The sequence below is a fragment of the Nereida ignava genome, from assembly GCF_047114695.1.
Classification (GTDB): domain Bacteria; phylum Pseudomonadota; class Alphaproteobacteria; order Rhodobacterales; family Rhodobacteraceae; genus Nereida; species Nereida ignava.
This window is the reverse complement of record NZ_CP112885.1, coordinates 741,954-756,162: the sequence shown is the minus strand read 5'-3', so window position 1 is coordinate 756,162 and position 14,209 is coordinate 741,954. Positions and strand designations below refer to the sequence as shown.

Below are 14,209 nucleotides of genomic sequence, written 5' to 3'. Positions count from 1 at the left end.
CGGTTAAGACGACTAGGGGACACACCAAGAGTGCCGCAATCTGCACATCCAATCGCGGCTTAAATAGCTGTAAATTTCTGGATTTAAGTGGTGGGCGACCCTGGAATCGAACCAGGCGTGCGTCTCCGCGAGGGAGTTACAGTCCCCTGCCACACCTTGCGGCCTGTCGCCCACTGGTGGGTCGGATACCGTGGCACATCTGGGGCGTCAATAATGAAAATTCGGGTTTGCCGCGGTTTATTTCACTTTATCAGTTTTTATGAAGAAAAGATGCTCACTGGTTTTTTCTGAGCCAAGGGATTAGGTGGCTGGTAACCAAAGATTGGATGGATTGAGATGAAAAAGCCGAAGTGGGTCGTCAAAAAAGAACAAGACAAACGCGCCGCTGCGAATGAGACTGTGTGGCTCTTTGGCCTGCACGCTGTGCGCGATGCGCTGATGAACCCCGAGCGGCAGAAACTGCGTTTGATTGTGACGCGTAATGCTGCGGATCGGTTGGGTGAGGCCATGGCCCACTTTGAAGGTGAGCCGGAGATGTGCGATGCGCGTAAATTCACAGCGCCTCTTGATCCGCAATCCGTCCACCAAGGTGCTGCTTTGGAAGTGAAGCCGCTGAACTGGGGAAAGCTGGATGAGGTGGTTATTGGCGGTGATCCGGATGCAGGTGCGCTGCGTGTGGTTCTTTTGGACCGCGTAACGGACCCCCATAACGTTGGTGCAATTTTGCGATCAGCCGAGGTTTTTGGCGCACGTGCTGTGATTGGAACCCACCGTGGATCTGCGCCTGAAACTGGTGCGTTGGCAAAAACCGCAAGTGGCGCGCTTGAACGGCAGCCTTATCTGCGGGTGCGCAATCTGGCCGAAACAATCGAAGCGATGCAGTCGATGGGTTATCTTGTGCTTGGTCTTGATGGCGAAGCAGAGATGAGCATTGAGCAGGCTTTAGAAGGCAAGCGGACGCAGCCCGTTGCGTTGGTGATGGGCGCAGAGGGGCCTGGTCTGCGCGAAAAGACCAAAGAAACGGTGGATCAGTTGGTGAAAATTGATTTTGCGGGCGCGTTTGGCTCGCTCAACGTGTCAAATGCTGCTGCGGTGGCGCTTTACGCGGCACGCGGGTAGCGCATTGGCCGCGCAGAAACTTGCTACGTGTTGTTATTGCGGCACCCGTGCGGCGCTGGTGCTGCGCGGTGATGTGCGCCACGAGTTGTCATGCGTAAGTTGTGGCGCGCCTTTGCATGACCTTAAATTGATGCCGGTCAGCGCCCCTGCAGCCCGTCCTGTTGAGACCACCGTTAAAAAACCTGCGGGGCCTGCCCAAAAGGCAAAGCGGAGCAAAGAGCAGAAAGTGTTCAAACCCAAAAAGGGCAAGCGGCGTAAATTTGGCGTGAAGCTTGGACGCAAGCTCAGCGTATCTCGACTCGTCTCAAAAGTATGGGACGAGATTGAAGATGTCGTTGAGGACATCTTTGACTGAGCGCTGTAACACAGTCTGACATTACCGTGTGGGGGCTGGTGTAAGTGACTGGCGGCGCGCATCCTTGGGCCAAATAGTAGTTGGTAAAGGAAACCCCATGAACTCATATATTTTAAACCGTCGCGCGATTTTGTCTGCAGCTTTTGCAGCCCCTGTTTTGCCGTTGCTTGCAGGAATTGCACATGCAGCCAAGCCCGCTGTTTTCACAGACGGAGGCGTAGCCATTCGCGGTTACGATCCCGTTGCATATTTCACTCAAAGCGCTCCTGTTGCGGGCGATGCTGCCTATAGCGCGGCGTATAACGGCGCTACTTGGCTGTTTGCGAGCGCAGAAAATCAAGCCATGTTTGAGGCGCAACCAGAAGCCTTTGCGCCCCAATACGGCGGCTATTGTGCTTATGCGGTCTCCAAAGGTGGGACAGCGACTACATCACCTGATGCGTGGACCATCGTGGAGGATAAGCTTTACCTGAACTTCAACAAAGTTGTGCGCGGCATTTGGTCGAACGACATCCCTGGTAACATTGCCAAGGCCGATGCGAACTGGCCAAGCGTTTTGGCGTGACAGAGGGCTTAATCCTCTGTTCACGTTTTTGCGACAGGCTCTGATTTTCTAGAGCGCAGCGCTTATGTGCTGTAGTGGGCAGGGGATGGAACACACCCTGCCCATGTTTACTGTCCCTCGTTCCGCACCTTGCGCCCTTGATTATTTGACCTTGGGCGCATTTTCTTTTGCGCGGTGTGGCCAGATATATCTTGTGATGAGAATACAAAATATGCCCGCCGTGATGTAAAGCGCCACGCTTAGTGCCGCGTCTCTACACTGTGATCCGGGGCAACGGTTTATCGCATCTAGAAACGCGATGATCGCCAAAACAAACGCGGTAAACGCAAAAGCGGCGCCAAGGAAGGCGGTCATTTTGCGAAAGCCGTTCACGTATTTGAGGGGCGGTTTGCTTTTTCGGTCAGGCCTGATTGTCCTTGCCGGCGTGCTAACTCACCCAAAACGTCGCCAAGCGGCACATCGCGCGACGCCAACATCACAAGCAAATGGTATAGGACATCGGCAGCTTCACCAGTAAGGCCCTGCTTGTCATTCTTCACGGCCTCGATGATCGCCTCAACGGCCTCTTCGCCAAACTTTTCAGCGCATTTTTCGGGACCTTTTGAAAGCAGTTTTGCGGTCCATGAGCTATCAGGATCTGCCGTCTTGCGGGCTTCGATGATGTCGTAAAGATCTTCTAAAGTCATGAGAGCCTCATCGGGATGCCAGCGGCGGACATGTGGGCTTTTGCTTCGGCGATTGTGTATGTGCCAAAGTGGAAAATTGAGGCTGCCAGAACGGCGGAAGCCCCGCCTTCCGTGACGCCCTCTACCAAGTGATCCAAGGTGCCCACACCACCTGATGCAATTACAGGTACGTTCACCGCGTCAGAAATTGCGCGGGTCAGGGGCAGGTTAAAGCCTTGTTTTGTGCCATCGCGGTCCATTGAGGTCAGCAGGATTTCCCCTGCACCTTTTGCAACAACCGTTTTTGCAAATTCCACCGCATCAATGCCCGTTCCTTTGCGCCCGCCGTGAGTGAATATTTCCCACTTTCCGGGGCTGACGGTTTTTGCATCAATCGCCACGACGATGCACTGGCTCCCGAAACGGTTGGCGGCTTCGGACACCACATCGGGGTCTGCAACGGCCGCTGAGTTGAAGCTGACTTTATCAGCACCTGCAAGCAGCAGTTTACGCACGTCATGATGGGTGCGCACACCGCCACCAACGGTCAGCGGCATAAAGCAATGTTCAGCGGTGCGGCGGGCCAAATCATAAAGCGTGCCGCGGTTTTCATGGGTGGCTTTGATGTCAAGAAAACACAACTCATCTGCGCCAGCAGCATCATAGGCTTTGGCTTGTTCCACAGGATCGCCTGCATCAATCAGATCGACGAAGTTGACACCTTTGACCGTGCGGCCCTCGGCAACGTCAAGGCAGGGGATGATGCGGGTTTTTAACATATGATGTGTCTACTGGGTTGGGGCGTGAAACAGAAGTTATGATTTGAGCGCTGCAAGGGCCGCAGAAAGATCAATCGCGCCATCATAAAGCGCACGGCCTGAAATAGCGCCCGAGATGACACCAGTGTCCTTCAATGCGGTCAGATCTGCCATGGATGATACACCACCAGATGCGATGACTGGAATGTCTACGGCGCGGGCCAATGCGGCGGTTGCGTCGATGTTGGGACCTTTCATGGCACCGTCGCGCATGATGTCTGTGTAGATGATCGCGGCGATACCTGCGTCTTCGAACTTTTTGGCCAGATCAACCACTTGGATATCTGTTTCCTCAGCCCATCCGCGCGTGGCCACAAAGCCGTTGCGCGCATCAAGTCCCACGGCCACTTTGCCAGGAAATGCACGTGCAGCCTGCCGAACAAGATCGGGGTTTTCTACGGCAACTGTGCCCAGAATTACCCGCGCAAGCCCTTTGTCGAGCCAGCGTTCAATGGTGGCCATGTCGCGGATACCGCCACCCAACTGGGCAGGCACGTTTGTCTGGCTCAAGATTGCCTCAACGGGGGCGGCGTTTACTGGTTCCCCCTCGAAAGCGCCGTTCAAATCAACCAGGTGCAGCCATTCGCACCCCGCATCAACAAACGAAAGCGCTTGCGCAGCAGGATTGTCATTAAAAACCGTCGTTTGCTCCATGTCGCCGCGCACAAGGCGAACGGCTTGGCCATCTTTAAGGTCGATTGCAGGATAGAGGATCATGAGGCATCTCTTTGTTAAACGGTGTTGGCGCGGTTATAGGCATTCGGCCCCGCAACGCAACGTCAGCCTTGTCCGCGCGCGCATCGCGGTTGCAGGATATCTTAACTTAGGGAGGAACTTGGTATGAAAAAGGTGATTGGCGCCGCTGTTGCGTTGGTGATGGGGGCAGGCTTTTCCGCGGCGGACCCTGTGTTGGGGACGTGGAAAACAGAAGTGGACGATGGCAACTACGCCCACGTTGAAATGAGTACCTGCGGCGACAAGATTTGTGGTGTGATCGCACAGGCATTTAACGCGCAGGGTCCGTGGGCATCCGATAACCAAGGCAAAAAGCTTGTCTGGGACATGGTTGCGCGCGGCGGCGGGTCTTACAAGTCTGGCAAAATCTGGCAGCCATCCACAGATAAGGTCTTTAACTCGAAAATGTCACTGTCTGGCGATGTTTTGAACGTCTCAGGCTGCGTTGCGATTATTTGCAAAAAGCAGGTCTGGACACGCGTAAACTAAAATTGGTCACCCGATCTGAAACGCCAAAGCCCAAAGGTTGATCCAAACCTTTGGGCTTTGCTACTTTCAGCAACTGGGTTTTTTGATGCGGCTTACGGGGCCAAGGCTAAGGGGCCCACGTCAAAAAGTTACCGATCATGCGCAGACCCGCGCTTTGTGATTTCTCGGGATGAAATTGGACGCCAATACGGTTTTGCGTACCCACAACGGCTGTTACATCGCCGCCATATTCCACATGGGCCAGCCGTTCGCCCATGGTGTGCATTTCCATTTGGTAGCTGTGCACAAAATAGGCATGGTCGCCGTTTGTGACACCATCCAAAACGGGGTGGGGGGCATCGATGATTAACTCGTTCCACCCCATGTGCGGGATCTTAAGGTTAGGATCTGTTGGAGCGATGCGTTTCACATCGCCATTGATCCAACCAAAGCCGTCAACTTCTTCGTATTCAAAGCCGCGGTTCGCCATCAGTTGCATGCCGACGCAAATGCCCATAAACGGGCGACCTTTTTGTGTGACAGCCTCGTTGAGCGCCTCAAATAAATCAGAGCGTTCAAAAAGCTGGCTGCGACAAGCGGGAAAAGCGCCGTCACCAGGAAGGACAATGCGGTCTGCGCTGGCCACATCTTCCGCGCGGTCACTGACGATTACCTCGCCCGCATCACGTTCCAGCGCCATGCGCTGAAACGCTTTTTCTGCTGAATGAAGATTGCCGCTGTCGTAGTCGATCAGGACAGTGCGCATTTAGAGAATACCCTTGGTTGAAGGGATTGCATCCGCTTTGCGGGGGTCTTGTTCCATGGCGCTGCGCAGGGCGCGGGCCACCGCTTTGAACGCGGCCTCGGCAATGTGGTGGCTGTTGAAACCGTGCACTTGATCGATGTGCAACGTGATGCCGCCATGGGTCGAAAGCGCTTGGAAAAACTCGCGCACCAGTTCGGTGTCAAACGTGCCAATTTTCTGCGTGGGCATATCGAGATTACAGATCAAGAAAGGGCGGCCAGACAGATCAAGCGCGCAGCGTACTTGCGCATCATCCATGGCAAGTGCGCATTCACCGTACCGGTTGATGCCACGCTTGTCGCCCAACGCCTCATTCAAGGCTTGTCCAATGGCGATCCCCACGTCTTCAACTGTGTGGTGGTCATCAATATGCAAATCACCAGAGCAGCGCACAGTCATGTCCATCAAGGCGTGACGCGCAAGCTGATCCAGCATGTGGTCAAAAAAGCCAACGCCAGTTTGGTTGTCATAGGTGCCAGTGCCGTCGAGGGTCAGTTCAACAGAAATATCCGTTTCTACTGTTTTACGGGCAACTTTACTTGTGCGCATCATTTCATCTCCGCTGTGATGGTGTGACAGGCTCTAGGCGGTTTTGGCGCAGCGCGAAAGATCAGCGCTACTGATTTTTCCGAGGTGCGGCTTTGGGGTTTCAGCGGATGCCAGTTACGATCGACCAAAGACTACCCAGTAGAAACACAAAAGGCCGCCGATTAGGGCGACCTTTGTTCGTGTCCGGACTGGGTAAGGCCGACTAACTGGAGCGGGCGAGGCGATTCGAACGCCCGACCCTAACCTTGGCAAGGTTATGCTCTACCCCTGAGCTACGCCCGCATCCGTTAGTGCGCCTGATTTAGGATTTTCACGGGGTGGCTGCAAGGCGAAAATTACGAAATATGACATTTTTTTGTAAATGCTTTTGCGAAGGGTGTTGTGTGCAGTCATCACACAGCAAAAAGCCCCGCAAAACAAAGGTTTGTGGGGCTTTGGCTTTGGGTCGGTAAGTCGGGTTGGCTGGTTATTCGAACTCAACCAAAAGGTCTTTGGCGTCAATTTGACCCCCGGCCGTGACGTGAACGGCCTTGATGACCGCGTCGCGCTCGGTGTGGATGCCTGTTTCCATCTTCATTGCTTCGATTGTCAGAAGCAAATCGCCCTCACTGACTTTTTGACCAACAGTGACGCCGACGCTTGCGACAACTCCGGGCATGGGGGCGCCGATGTGGTCCGCGTTGCCCAACTCTGCTTTGGGGCGGGCGGCGGTGGTTGCTTTGATGGCGCGGTTTGGCACGCGAATGTTGCGCGGCTGGCCGTTTAGCTCAAAGAATACTTTCACCTCACCGTCTTCATTAGTGTCGCCGATTGCCTGCAGGCGGATCTCCAGCGTTTTGCCTGGGTCAATCTCGGCTGCGATTTCATCGCCTACGTCCATGCCGTAGAAAAATACTGGCGTCGGTAGGGCGCGAACGGGACCGTAAATATCGTGGCGTGTCGCGTAATCTGTGTAGACTTTTGGATACATCAGATAGCCTGCAAGGTCTTCGTCATCGATGCTGCTGCCACCACAGGCAGTGCTTGCTGCCGCACGTTCTGCTTCAAGATCGGCAGGTGCGAGGTGTTTGCCGGGGCGTTCAAGGTTCGGGCTGTCGCCTTTGAGCGCTTTGGAAACGATCAGATCGGGGAAGCCGCCTTTGGGTTGCCCCAAGTTGCCCTTCATCATGTCGATCACACTGTCGGGGAATGAGACATCCTTTTTGGGGTTTTCCACATCCGCCCGGCTAAGCCCTTGGGAGACCATCATCAGAGCCATGTCGCCGACCACCTTAGAGGACGGTGTGACTTTGACGATATCGCCGAACATCTGGTTCACGTCTGCATACATTTGCGCCACTTCGTGCCAGCGTTCTTCAAGGCCCAAGCTGCGGGCTTGTGCTTTGAGGTTCGTGAACTGACCGCCGGGCATTTCGTGCAGATATACTTCTGATGCCGGTGCTTGGAGGCCGCTTTCAAATGCTGCGTATTGTCCGCGCACAGTTTCAAAATAATCGCTGATCTGACGGATCGCTTTGATATCGAGGCCTGTGTCGCGATCTGTGTTGCGTAACGCTTCAACGACTGATCCCAATGTTGCTTGGGATGTGTTGCCTGAAAAGCTGTCCATTGCACAATCAACGGCGTCCACACCCGCTTCGGCGGCTGCAAGAATTGTCGCAGTTGCCATGCCTGCAGTGTCATGGGTGTGGAAGTGTATCGGAAGGCCGACTTCTTCTTTGAGCGCTTTGATCAAGATGCGCGCTGATGCGGGCTTCATAAGCCCTGCCATATCTTTCAGACCCAGCACATGCGCACCTGCGGCCTTCAGCTCTTGGCCCATATCAACGTAATATTTCAGATCGTATTTGCTGCGCTCTGGGTTCAGCAGATCACCTGTGTAGCAAATAGTGCCTTCGCACACTTTGCCCGCATCAATCACCGCGTCCATAGCAACACGCATGTTCTCGACCCAGTTTAGGCTGTCAAAGACACGGAATACATCAACGCCAGAAGCGGCGGCGCGTTTGACAAAGAACTCAACCACGTTGTCGGGGTAGTTCGTGTAGCCGACACCGTTTGAGGCGCGCAGCAACATTTGTGTCATGACATTTGGAAGCTGTGCACGGATGTCGCGCAAACGCTGCCATGGGCATTCCTGCAAGAAACGATAGGCCACGTCAAAAGTCGCGCCGCCCCAACATTCAACCGAGAAAAGCCCCGACAGGTTTTGCGCGTACGCTGGTGCCGCTTTGATCATATCAATTGAGCGCATGCGTGTGGCCAGCAAAGATTGGTGCCCATCGCGCATGGTCGTATCTGTAATCAGCAAGTGCTTTTGTGCCGCCATCCAATCGGCCACGGCTTGTGGGCCTTGGGCATCCAGAATTGTGCGTGTGCCATCCGGCGTGTTCTGCGCAATGCGCACCGGTGGCTTTGGCGCACGCGCTTCTGCGGCGGGCAGGGGGCGGTCAACGGTCTCGGGGTGTCCGTTTACGGTGATGTCCGCAATGTATGTAAGCAGTTTCGTCGCACGGTCGCGGCGCTTTTTGAAATCAAACAGCGCAGGCGTGTCATCGATAAACTTGGTGGTGTACTCATTGCTGAGGAACGTCGGGTGCTTGAGCAGGTTCTCGACAAAGGCAATGTTGGTTGAAACACCGCGGATGCGGAACTCCCGCAGGGCACGGTCCATCCGCGCAATGGCAGCTTCCGGCGTCGGGGCCCAAGCGGTGACTTTTTCCAACAGGCTGTCGTAATACCGTGTGATGACCGCGCCAGAATAAGCTGTGCCGCCATCAAGCCGAATGCCCATGCCCGTAGCACCGCGGTACGCTGTGATCCGGCCATAGTCGGGAATAAAGTTATTTTGCGGGTCTTCGGTGGTAACGCGGCATTGAATGGCGTGACCGTCAAGTTTGACATCATACTGGGTCGACACGCCTGTCGCCTCAACAAGGGACTTACCCTCTGCGATCAGGATCTGCGCGCGCACAATGTCGATGCCTGTGACCTCTTCGGTGACAGTATGCTCAACTTGGACGCGTGGGTTGACCTCGATGAAATAGAACTCGCCGCTGTCCATATCCATCAAGAACTCAACAGTGCCGGCACATTCATAATTGACGTGCTGACAGATCTTTTTGCCCAAGTTGCAAATTTGCTCGCGTTGGGTGCCACTTAGGTAGGGGGCAGGGGCGCGCTCAACGACTTTCTGGTTGCGGCGTTGGACAGAACAGTCGCGCTCGTAAAGGTGGTACATCTCACCGTGGCTGTCGCCCAACACTTGTACTTCAACGTGGCGCGCGCGGGTGATCATCTTTTCAAGATAACCTTCTCCGTTGCCAAACGCCGCTTCAGCTTCACGGCGGCCTTCGAGGACTTTTTCCTCAAGCTCGTCTTCGCTAAAGATCGGGCGCATCCCGCGGCCGCCGCCCCCCCATGACGCCTTAAGCATCAGTGGATAGCCGACCTCAGCCGCTTGTTTTTTGATCTCTGCCATATCATCGCCAAGCACCTCGGTGGCGGGGATCACAGGAACGTTGGCGTCAATGGCGACGCGGCGGGCGCTTGCTTTGTCCCCCAAAGCGCGCATCGTGTCAGCCTTGGGACCGATGAATGTAATGCCGTTTGCAGCGCATGCATCCACGAACTCGGGGTTTTCAGACAACAACCCATAGCCCGGGTGGATCGCATCTGCGCCCGCCTCAAGAGCCACGCGGATCATTTCGTCAATGCTCAGATAGGCTGCAACGGGGCCCAGGCCTTCGCCGATACGGTATGCTTCATCCGCCTTGAAACGGTGCAGGCCCAGCTTGTCTTCTTCAGCAAATACCGCGACCGTCTTTTTGCCAAGCTCGTTTGCTGCGCGCATAATTCGGATCGCGATCTCCCCACGGTTGGCAATAAGAATTTTGTTGAAATCAGCCATGGGATCGTCCTTGTGTAGTCATGTTGCAGTGCAGCAATTTGAGTATCTTCTATGACGTTTTTGTAAATCCGTAAACATCGTAGAATTGGGTATGTGTCTGCGCAGCGCCTGCACGGCGAACAATGAGCGAACATGGGTTTTCACCGCAGGGCAACCGCGCTACATAATTACACATGAGCGATTTTTCCGAAGATGACGCCTTCGAGGCGGCAAGCATCCCGCTAAGTCAACGTGCCATGCAGGCGCGCCCTGCGCCCTATTTGGACAGCTTGAACCCCGCGCAACGTCAGGCCGTAGAGACCCTTGATGGGCCCGTGTTGATGCTGGCGGGTGCCGGTACCGGTAAAACCAAGGCGCTGACCTGTCGGATCGCCCATCTTTTGACGACTGGCCGTGCCCGCCCGAACGAGGTCTTGGCGGTGACGTTCACCAATAAAGCCGCGCGCGAGATGAAGGATCGTGTTGGCGCGTTGATGGGCGCAACGGTCGAGGGGATGCCGTGGCTTGGCACGTTCCACGCGATTTGTGTGAAATTGTTGCGCAGACATGCCGAGCTTGCAGGACTAAAGTCCAACTTCACCATTCTGGATCGCGACGATCAGAACCGTCTGTTAAAGCAACTGATTGTGGCGGATGGCTTGGATGAAAAACGCTGGCCTGCGCGGGCGCTTGGGACGGTGATTGACGGTTGGAAAAACCGTGCGCTAACGCCTGAGAACGTCCCTGTTGCCGATAGCAGTGCCTTTGATGGGCGGGGCGTTGAGATTTACGCGCAATACCAAGCGCGTCTAAAAACGCTTAATGCCTGCGATTTTGGCGATCTTTTGTTGCACGTCGTAAGCATCTTCCAAAACCACTCAGATGTGCTGGCGCAGTATCAAAGATGGTTCAAATACATCCTTGTGGACGAATACCAAGATACGAACGTGGCGCAATATATGTGGCTGCGATTGTTGGCGGCAGGGCACAAAAACATCTGCTGTGTGGGCGACGATGATCAATCGATCTATGGCTGGCGGGGCGCAGAAGTTGGCAATATTTTGCGCTTCGAAAAAGACTTTGAGAACGCGCATGTGGTCAAGCTTGAGCAAAACTATCGCTCGACCCATCATATTTTAGGGGCAGCATCTGGTGTCATCGCGGGCAACAAAGGGCGTCTTGGAAAGACCCTTTGGACCGAACGCGACGAGGGCGACAAAGTACGCCTTATTGGTCATTGGGACGGTGATGAAGAGGCCCGTTGGATTGGTGAAGAAGTTGAGGCCATGCAACGCGGCACGCGCGGGCAAGCCCCGATCAGCCTTGATGATATGGCGATCCTTGTACGCGCGTCGCATCAAATGCGGGGCTTTGAAGACCGCTTTTTGACCATCGGGCTGCCGTACCGCGTGATCGGGGGGCCTCGTTTCTACGAGCGGATGGAGATCCGCGATGCGATGGCGTACTTCCGCCTTGCGATTAGCCCCACGGACGATCTGGCATTTGAGCGGATTATCAATACGCCCAAGCGCGGCCTTGGCGACAAAGCCCAACAGAAAATCCAAGTGGCGGCGCGTAGTAATGGCGTGTCGCTTATTGAAGGCGCTCGTTTACTGGTCGCGGCCAAAGGGATCACGGGCAAAGGGTTCAAGGAACTTGAAAAGTTCGTAGCGGGATTTGACCGCTGGCACAGTTGGATATCCGAGGCACGCCGCAGCCACATCGAAGTGGCAGAGCTCATCTTAGAAGAGTCTGGCTACATCGAGATGTGGCAAAACGACAAAACACCCGAGGGGCCGGGGCGGCTTGAAAACCTTAAGGAACTTGTGAAGGCGCTGGAAGGCTTTGAGAACCTGCAAGGATTTCTTGAGCACGTCAGCCTGATCATGGACAACGAAAGCGAACAAGACGGCGAAAAAGTCAGCATCATGACTTTGCACGGCGCCAAGGGTTTGGAGTTCCCAGCGGTGTTCTTGCCTGGTTGGGAAGACGGCCTGTTTCCATCACAGCGGTCCATGGATGAAAGCGGTGTGAAGGGACTCGAGGAAGAGCGGCGCTTGGCCTATGTAGGCATCACGCGAGCAGAGGCGATTTGTACGATCTCATTTGCTGCTAACCGCAGGCTTTATGGTCAATGGCAATCGGCGATGCCCTCGCGCTTCATTGACGAGCTACCTGAAGAACACGTTGATGTGCTGACACCGCCGGGTCTTTATGGTGGTGGTTTTGGTGCCGCAGCTGCACCACAATCAACACTGCACGAAGAAGCGGCCTCGGCCAATGTCTACAACTCACCGGGGTGGCGGCGGCTTCAATCACGTGCAGTGCAGCGCGGCATGACCCAACCTGCAGAGGCGAAAAACATCACAATCGATGCAACAGCGGTCAGCGCGCATACTGCCGGTGACCGTGTATTCCACACCAAGTTTGGGTACGGCACAGTGATGGGCATTGAAGGCGACAAGCTGGATATCGAGTTTGATAAGGCGGGTGCTAAGAAAGTCGTTGCGCGCTTTATTGTGGCGGCTGACCAAGCGGGCGACGTGCCTTTTTGAGTGGGTATTGTGGGCTAAACCGGCACACCTGCGCGCAAAATAGGTAAGATCGAGGCGATCAGCATAAGTGCCATGGTGATGTTGAATGCCCGCAATCTGCGTGGCGCATTGAGCCAGCGTTTCGTTTTTGAGCCAAGCACGGCCCAGACGGTGACACATGGCGTGTTGATCAGCGGAATAACGATGATCACTGTGAGGAACCCAAGCCAGCCAGCTTCTGGTGGGGCGAAAAGTGTCAGTGCGTTGAGATGCATTGCCCACGCTTTGGGGTTTACCCACTGAAAGGCAGCAGCCTGCCATAACGTCATCGGGGTAGCGGTGCTTGCCACGCCGCTTGGGGGTGCAGCAGTTGCGATTTTATATGCCAAATACGTCATATAAATTGCGGAACAGATTTTGAGCACCGTATGTGCCGCAGGCATTACCGCGAAGATTTGTGCAAGCCCAAGACCCAAACCGCCAATCATAATGATATGACCCAGGCTGATACCAAAGATGTGCCTTATGCTCCGGCGAAGGCCAAAATTGGCCCCCGATGCAAAGAGCATCAGGTTGTTTGGGCCGGGCGTGATTGTGCTGGCGACAGCATAGGTGATCAAAAGCCAAAGCATCGCTTAAACCTAGAGGGTGAAATCAGCTGTGAGCATCGGATAGAGCGTGGTGATCAAAATGCCTGCCATAGCGTAATTGAAAACCCGCAAGCGTCTTGGCGTGCTCAGTAGGGATTTGATTTGCACACCCATATACCCCCAAATGGATACGGCAGGAAAATTTGCGGCCATAAACAATAAGGCAATTGCGATGGGTCCCCAGATGCCAAGTTCGGGCTGTGCGTATTGTGATTGCGCCGTAATGGCCATGAACAGCGCCTTGGGATTGACCCATTGAAAGGCCGCCGCTTGTAAGAATGTAAAAGGTTTGCTGTCAGGCTTCGCGTCCGCCGGTGGGGCGGCATTTGCGATTTTATAAGCTAGGTACAAAAGATACGCGGCGCTGAGAACTTTCATCACGATGAAACTGGCAGGATATGCGTTGAACAACTGCAAAAGCCCAAGCCCGATCAGCGCCACTTGAAAAGAGTGCCCAATTGAAATGCCCAGCATATGCGGAAGCGTTCGCCGAAAACCAAAGTTTGCACCAGACGCTAACAGCATCACGTTGTTGGGGCCGGGGGTGGCGGAGCTGACGAAGGCGAAGGCCAGGAAAGGCAGAATGAAACTATACATTCGCGGCACATTAGCGACGGAGCGTCAGAAGGAAATGGCAAAACCACCGACAAAAAAAATCAGGCAAAAAAATAGCGGCGATACCAGGGAGGATGGTATCGCCGCCTTTTAACAGAACAACCCCGGGAGGAGGAAAGGGCGTCCTGATCTCGTATCAGCGCTTAGGCGCCGTATGCAGCCTCAAGAGCGATGCGTTTGATGTCGCAACGGAAAATTCCGAGGTCTGCCAACTCGCGGTTTGAAAGTACCGCAAGCTCGTTGAAGGTTGCTTTGTACATGCGGCGCTGAGCGATCGCTGTTTTTACGTCGTCGAATTTTGCGCGCAGGATGTCTGCGAAAGTTGGGCGGAAGATCGATGGTGTGCTAACTGTAAAAGCCATTGCTTTTGTCCTTGTAAGTTTTGCCGGCGTCTTGTCCGCCGAGCCATGCTTCGAATGTCTTGCACCCTAGATACGGACCA

16 protein-coding genes and 2 tRNA genes are annotated in these 14,209 nt (G+C 54.6%); 6 read left to right on the top strand and 12 right to left on the bottom strand.

Features of this window, described 5'->3' with window-relative positions; translation table 11 throughout:
- Window positions 1-88 precede the first annotated feature (88 nt).
- Window positions 89-172 (bottom strand) — tRNA-Tyr (locus OLX08_RS03655).
- Window positions 173-336: 164 nt separating this feature from the next.
- Here OLX08_RS03655 and rlmB point away from each other — a divergent pair.
- The 3 genes from rlmB (at window position 337) to OLX08_RS03640 (ending at window position 2,039) form a co-directional block, all read left to right on the top strand.
- Window positions 337-1,119, top strand: coding sequence for a 23S rRNA (guanosine(2251)-2'-O)-methyltransferase RlmB (rlmB, locus tag OLX08_RS03650; protein ID WP_048597838.1), 783 nt, complete (start codon window positions 337-339; stop codon window positions 1,117-1,119).
- Complete coding sequence (locus OLX08_RS03645; RefSeq protein ID WP_048597839.1) at window positions 1,082-1,474, top strand: hypothetical protein; 393 nt, start codon at window positions 1,082-1,084, stop codon at window positions 1,472-1,474. The genes rlmB and OLX08_RS03645 overlap by 38 nt, the downstream gene beginning before the upstream one ends.
- 97 nt (window positions 1,475-1,571) lie before the next feature.
- A complete protein-coding gene (locus tag OLX08_RS03640; RefSeq protein WP_391482574.1) occupies window positions 1,572-2,039 on the top strand; it encodes a YHS domain-containing (seleno)protein in 468 nt (155 codons plus the stop codon).
- A 141-nt stretch (window positions 2,040-2,180) separates the two neighbouring features.
- Here OLX08_RS03640 and OLX08_RS03635 read toward each other — a convergent pair whose 3' ends face one another.
- Genes OLX08_RS03635 through hisA form a run of 4 tightly spaced genes read right to left on the bottom strand, consistent with a single transcriptional unit; the run spans window position 2,181 to window position 4,239 of the window.
- Window positions 2,181-2,393, bottom strand: coding sequence for a hypothetical protein (locus OLX08_RS03635; RefSeq protein WP_391482572.1), 213 nt, complete (start codon window positions 2,391-2,393; stop codon window positions 2,181-2,183).
- Window positions 2,394-2,407: 14 nt separating this feature from the next.
- On the bottom strand, window positions 2,408-2,725 hold the full coding sequence (locus OLX08_RS03630) for a phosphoribosyl-ATP diphosphatase (protein WP_391482570.1): 318 nt from the start codon (window positions 2,723-2,725) through the stop codon (window positions 2,408-2,410).
- Entirely contained in the window at window positions 2,722-3,483 is a 762-nt protein-coding gene (gene hisF / locus OLX08_RS03625) for an imidazole glycerol phosphate synthase subunit HisF (protein WP_341245884.1), read from the bottom strand. The genes OLX08_RS03630 and hisF overlap by 4 nt, the downstream gene beginning before the upstream one ends.
- A gap of 36 nt (window positions 3,484-3,519) precedes the next feature.
- Window positions 3,520-4,239, bottom strand: coding sequence for a 1-(5-phosphoribosyl)-5-[(5-phosphoribosylamino)methylideneamino]imidazole-4-carboxamide isomerase (hisA, locus tag OLX08_RS03620; RefSeq protein WP_391482569.1), 720 nt, complete (start codon window positions 4,237-4,239; stop codon window positions 3,520-3,522).
- Window positions 4,240-4,362: 123 nt separating this feature from the next.
- Here hisA and OLX08_RS03615 point away from each other — a divergent pair, with 123 nt between their 5' ends.
- Window positions 4,363-4,746: a DUF2147 domain-containing protein gene (locus OLX08_RS03615; protein WP_391482567.1), complete on the top strand. Its 384-nt coding sequence runs from the start codon at window positions 4,363-4,365 to the stop codon at window positions 4,744-4,746.
- 106 nt (window positions 4,747-4,852) lie between these two features.
- On the opposite strand, the gene hisH is transcribed toward OLX08_RS03615, so the two are convergent.
- The 4 genes from hisH to OLX08_RS03595 form a co-directional block, all read right to left on the bottom strand.
- The gene (hisH, locus tag OLX08_RS03610) at window positions 4,853-5,491 is read right to left on the bottom strand and encodes an imidazole glycerol phosphate synthase subunit HisH (protein ID WP_391482565.1); all 639 of its coding nucleotides are present in this window, start codon (window positions 5,489-5,491) and stop codon (window positions 4,853-4,855) included.
- Window positions 5,492-6,079 carry an imidazoleglycerol-phosphate dehydratase HisB gene (gene hisB / locus OLX08_RS03605; protein ID WP_391483166.1) on the bottom strand — a complete coding sequence of 196 codons (588 nt, stop codon included), beginning with the start codon at window positions 6,077-6,079 and terminating at the stop codon, window positions 5,492-5,494. It abuts the gene before it with no gap.
- Between the two features lie 207 nt (window positions 6,080-6,286).
- Window positions 6,287-6,361: transfer RNA gene (locus tag OLX08_RS03600), tRNA-Gly, on the bottom strand.
- A gap of 184 nt (window positions 6,362-6,545) precedes the next feature.
- Entirely contained in the window at window positions 6,546-9,989 is a 3,444-nt protein-coding gene (locus OLX08_RS03595) for a pyruvate carboxylase (RefSeq protein WP_391482564.1), read from the bottom strand.
- 173 nt (window positions 9,990-10,162) lie between these two features.
- Here OLX08_RS03595 and OLX08_RS03590 point away from each other — a divergent pair, with 173 nt between their 5' ends.
- Entirely contained in the window at window positions 10,163-12,523 is a 2,361-nt protein-coding gene (locus tag OLX08_RS03590; protein WP_391482562.1) for an ATP-dependent helicase, read from the top strand.
- 14 nt (window positions 12,524-12,537) lie between these two features.
- Here the strand turns inward: OLX08_RS03590 and OLX08_RS03585 are convergent, their stop codons facing one another.
- Together OLX08_RS03585 and OLX08_RS03580 are read right to left on the bottom strand one after the other, a co-directional pair.
- Window positions 12,538-13,134, bottom strand: coding sequence for a LysE family translocator (locus OLX08_RS03585; protein ID WP_391482560.1), 597 nt, complete (start codon window positions 13,132-13,134; stop codon window positions 12,538-12,540).
- Between the two features lie 9 nt (window positions 13,135-13,143).
- Entirely contained in the window at window positions 13,144-13,749 is a 606-nt protein-coding gene (locus OLX08_RS03580; protein WP_391482559.1) for a LysE family translocator, read from the bottom strand.
- Here OLX08_RS03580 and OLX08_RS03575 point away from each other — a divergent pair.
- Window positions 13,736-13,861: a hypothetical protein gene (locus OLX08_RS03575; RefSeq protein WP_391482557.1), complete on the top strand. Its 126-nt coding sequence runs from the start codon at window positions 13,736-13,738 to the stop codon at window positions 13,859-13,861. The two genes, OLX08_RS03580 and OLX08_RS03575, sit on opposite strands and share 14 nt — an antisense overlap.
- A gap of 49 nt (window positions 13,862-13,910) precedes the next feature.
- On the opposite strand, the gene OLX08_RS03570 is transcribed toward OLX08_RS03575, so the two are convergent.
- Complete coding sequence (locus tag OLX08_RS03570) at window positions 13,911-14,129, bottom strand: DUF1127 domain-containing protein (protein WP_391482556.1); 219 nt, start codon at window positions 14,127-14,129, stop codon at window positions 13,911-13,913.
- Window positions 14,130-14,209: the final 80 nt, after the last annotated feature.

Excerpts from the sequence above, each read along its gene's own strand:
- rlmB (WP_048597838.1), top strand. The coding sequence starts at position 337 with ATGAAAAAGCCGAAGTGGGTCGTCAAAAAAGAACAAGACAAACGCGCC.
- OLX08_RS03645 (WP_048597839.1), top strand. The coding sequence starts at position 1,082 with ATGCTGCTGCGGTGGCGCTTTACGCGGCACGCGGGTAGCGCATTGGCC.
- OLX08_RS03640 (WP_391482574.1), top strand. The coding sequence starts at position 1,572 with ATGAACTCATATATTTTAAACCGTCGCGCGATTTTGTCTGCAGCTTTT.
- OLX08_RS03635 (WP_391482572.1), bottom strand. The coding sequence starts at position 2,393 with ATGACCGCCTTCCTTGGCGCCGCTTTTGCGTTTACCGCGTTTGTTTTG.
- OLX08_RS03630 (WP_391482570.1), bottom strand. The coding sequence starts at position 2,725 with ATGACTTTAGAAGATCTTTACGACATCATCGAAGCCCGCAAGACGGCA.
- hisF (WP_341245884.1), bottom strand. The coding sequence starts at position 3,483 with ATGTTAAAAACCCGCATCATCCCCTGCCTTGACGTTGCCGAGGGCCGC.
- hisA (WP_391482569.1), bottom strand. The coding sequence starts at position 4,239 with ATGATCCTCTATCCTGCAATCGACCTTAAAGATGGCCAAGCCGTTCGC.
- OLX08_RS03615 (WP_391482567.1), top strand. The coding sequence starts at position 4,363 with ATGAAAAAGGTGATTGGCGCCGCTGTTGCGTTGGTGATGGGGGCAGGC.
- hisH (WP_391482565.1), bottom strand. The coding sequence starts at position 5,491 with ATGCGCACTGTCCTGATCGACTACGACAGCGGCAATCTTCATTCAGCA.
- hisB (WP_391483166.1), bottom strand. The coding sequence starts at position 6,079 with ATGCGCACAAGTAAAGTTGCCCGTAAAACAGTAGAAACGGATATTTCT.
- OLX08_RS03595 (WP_391482564.1), bottom strand. The coding sequence starts at position 9,989 with ATGGCTGATTTCAACAAAATTCTTATTGCCAACCGTGGGGAGATCGCG.
- OLX08_RS03590 (WP_391482562.1), top strand. The coding sequence starts at position 10,163 with ATGAGCGATTTTTCCGAAGATGACGCCTTCGAGGCGGCAAGCATCCCG.
- OLX08_RS03585 (WP_391482560.1), bottom strand. The coding sequence starts at position 13,134 with ATGCTTTGGCTTTTGATCACCTATGCTGTCGCCAGCACAATCACGCCC.
- OLX08_RS03575 (WP_391482557.1), top strand. The coding sequence starts at position 13,736 with ATGAAACTATACATTCGCGGCACATTAGCGACGGAGCGTCAGAAGGAA.
- OLX08_RS03580 (WP_391482559.1), bottom strand. The coding sequence starts at position 13,749 with ATGTATAGTTTCATTCTGCCTTTCCTGGCCTTCGCCTTCGTCAGCTCC.
- OLX08_RS03570 (WP_391482556.1), bottom strand. The coding sequence starts at position 14,129 with ATGGCTTTTACAGTTAGCACACCATCGATCTTCCGCCCAACTTTCGCA.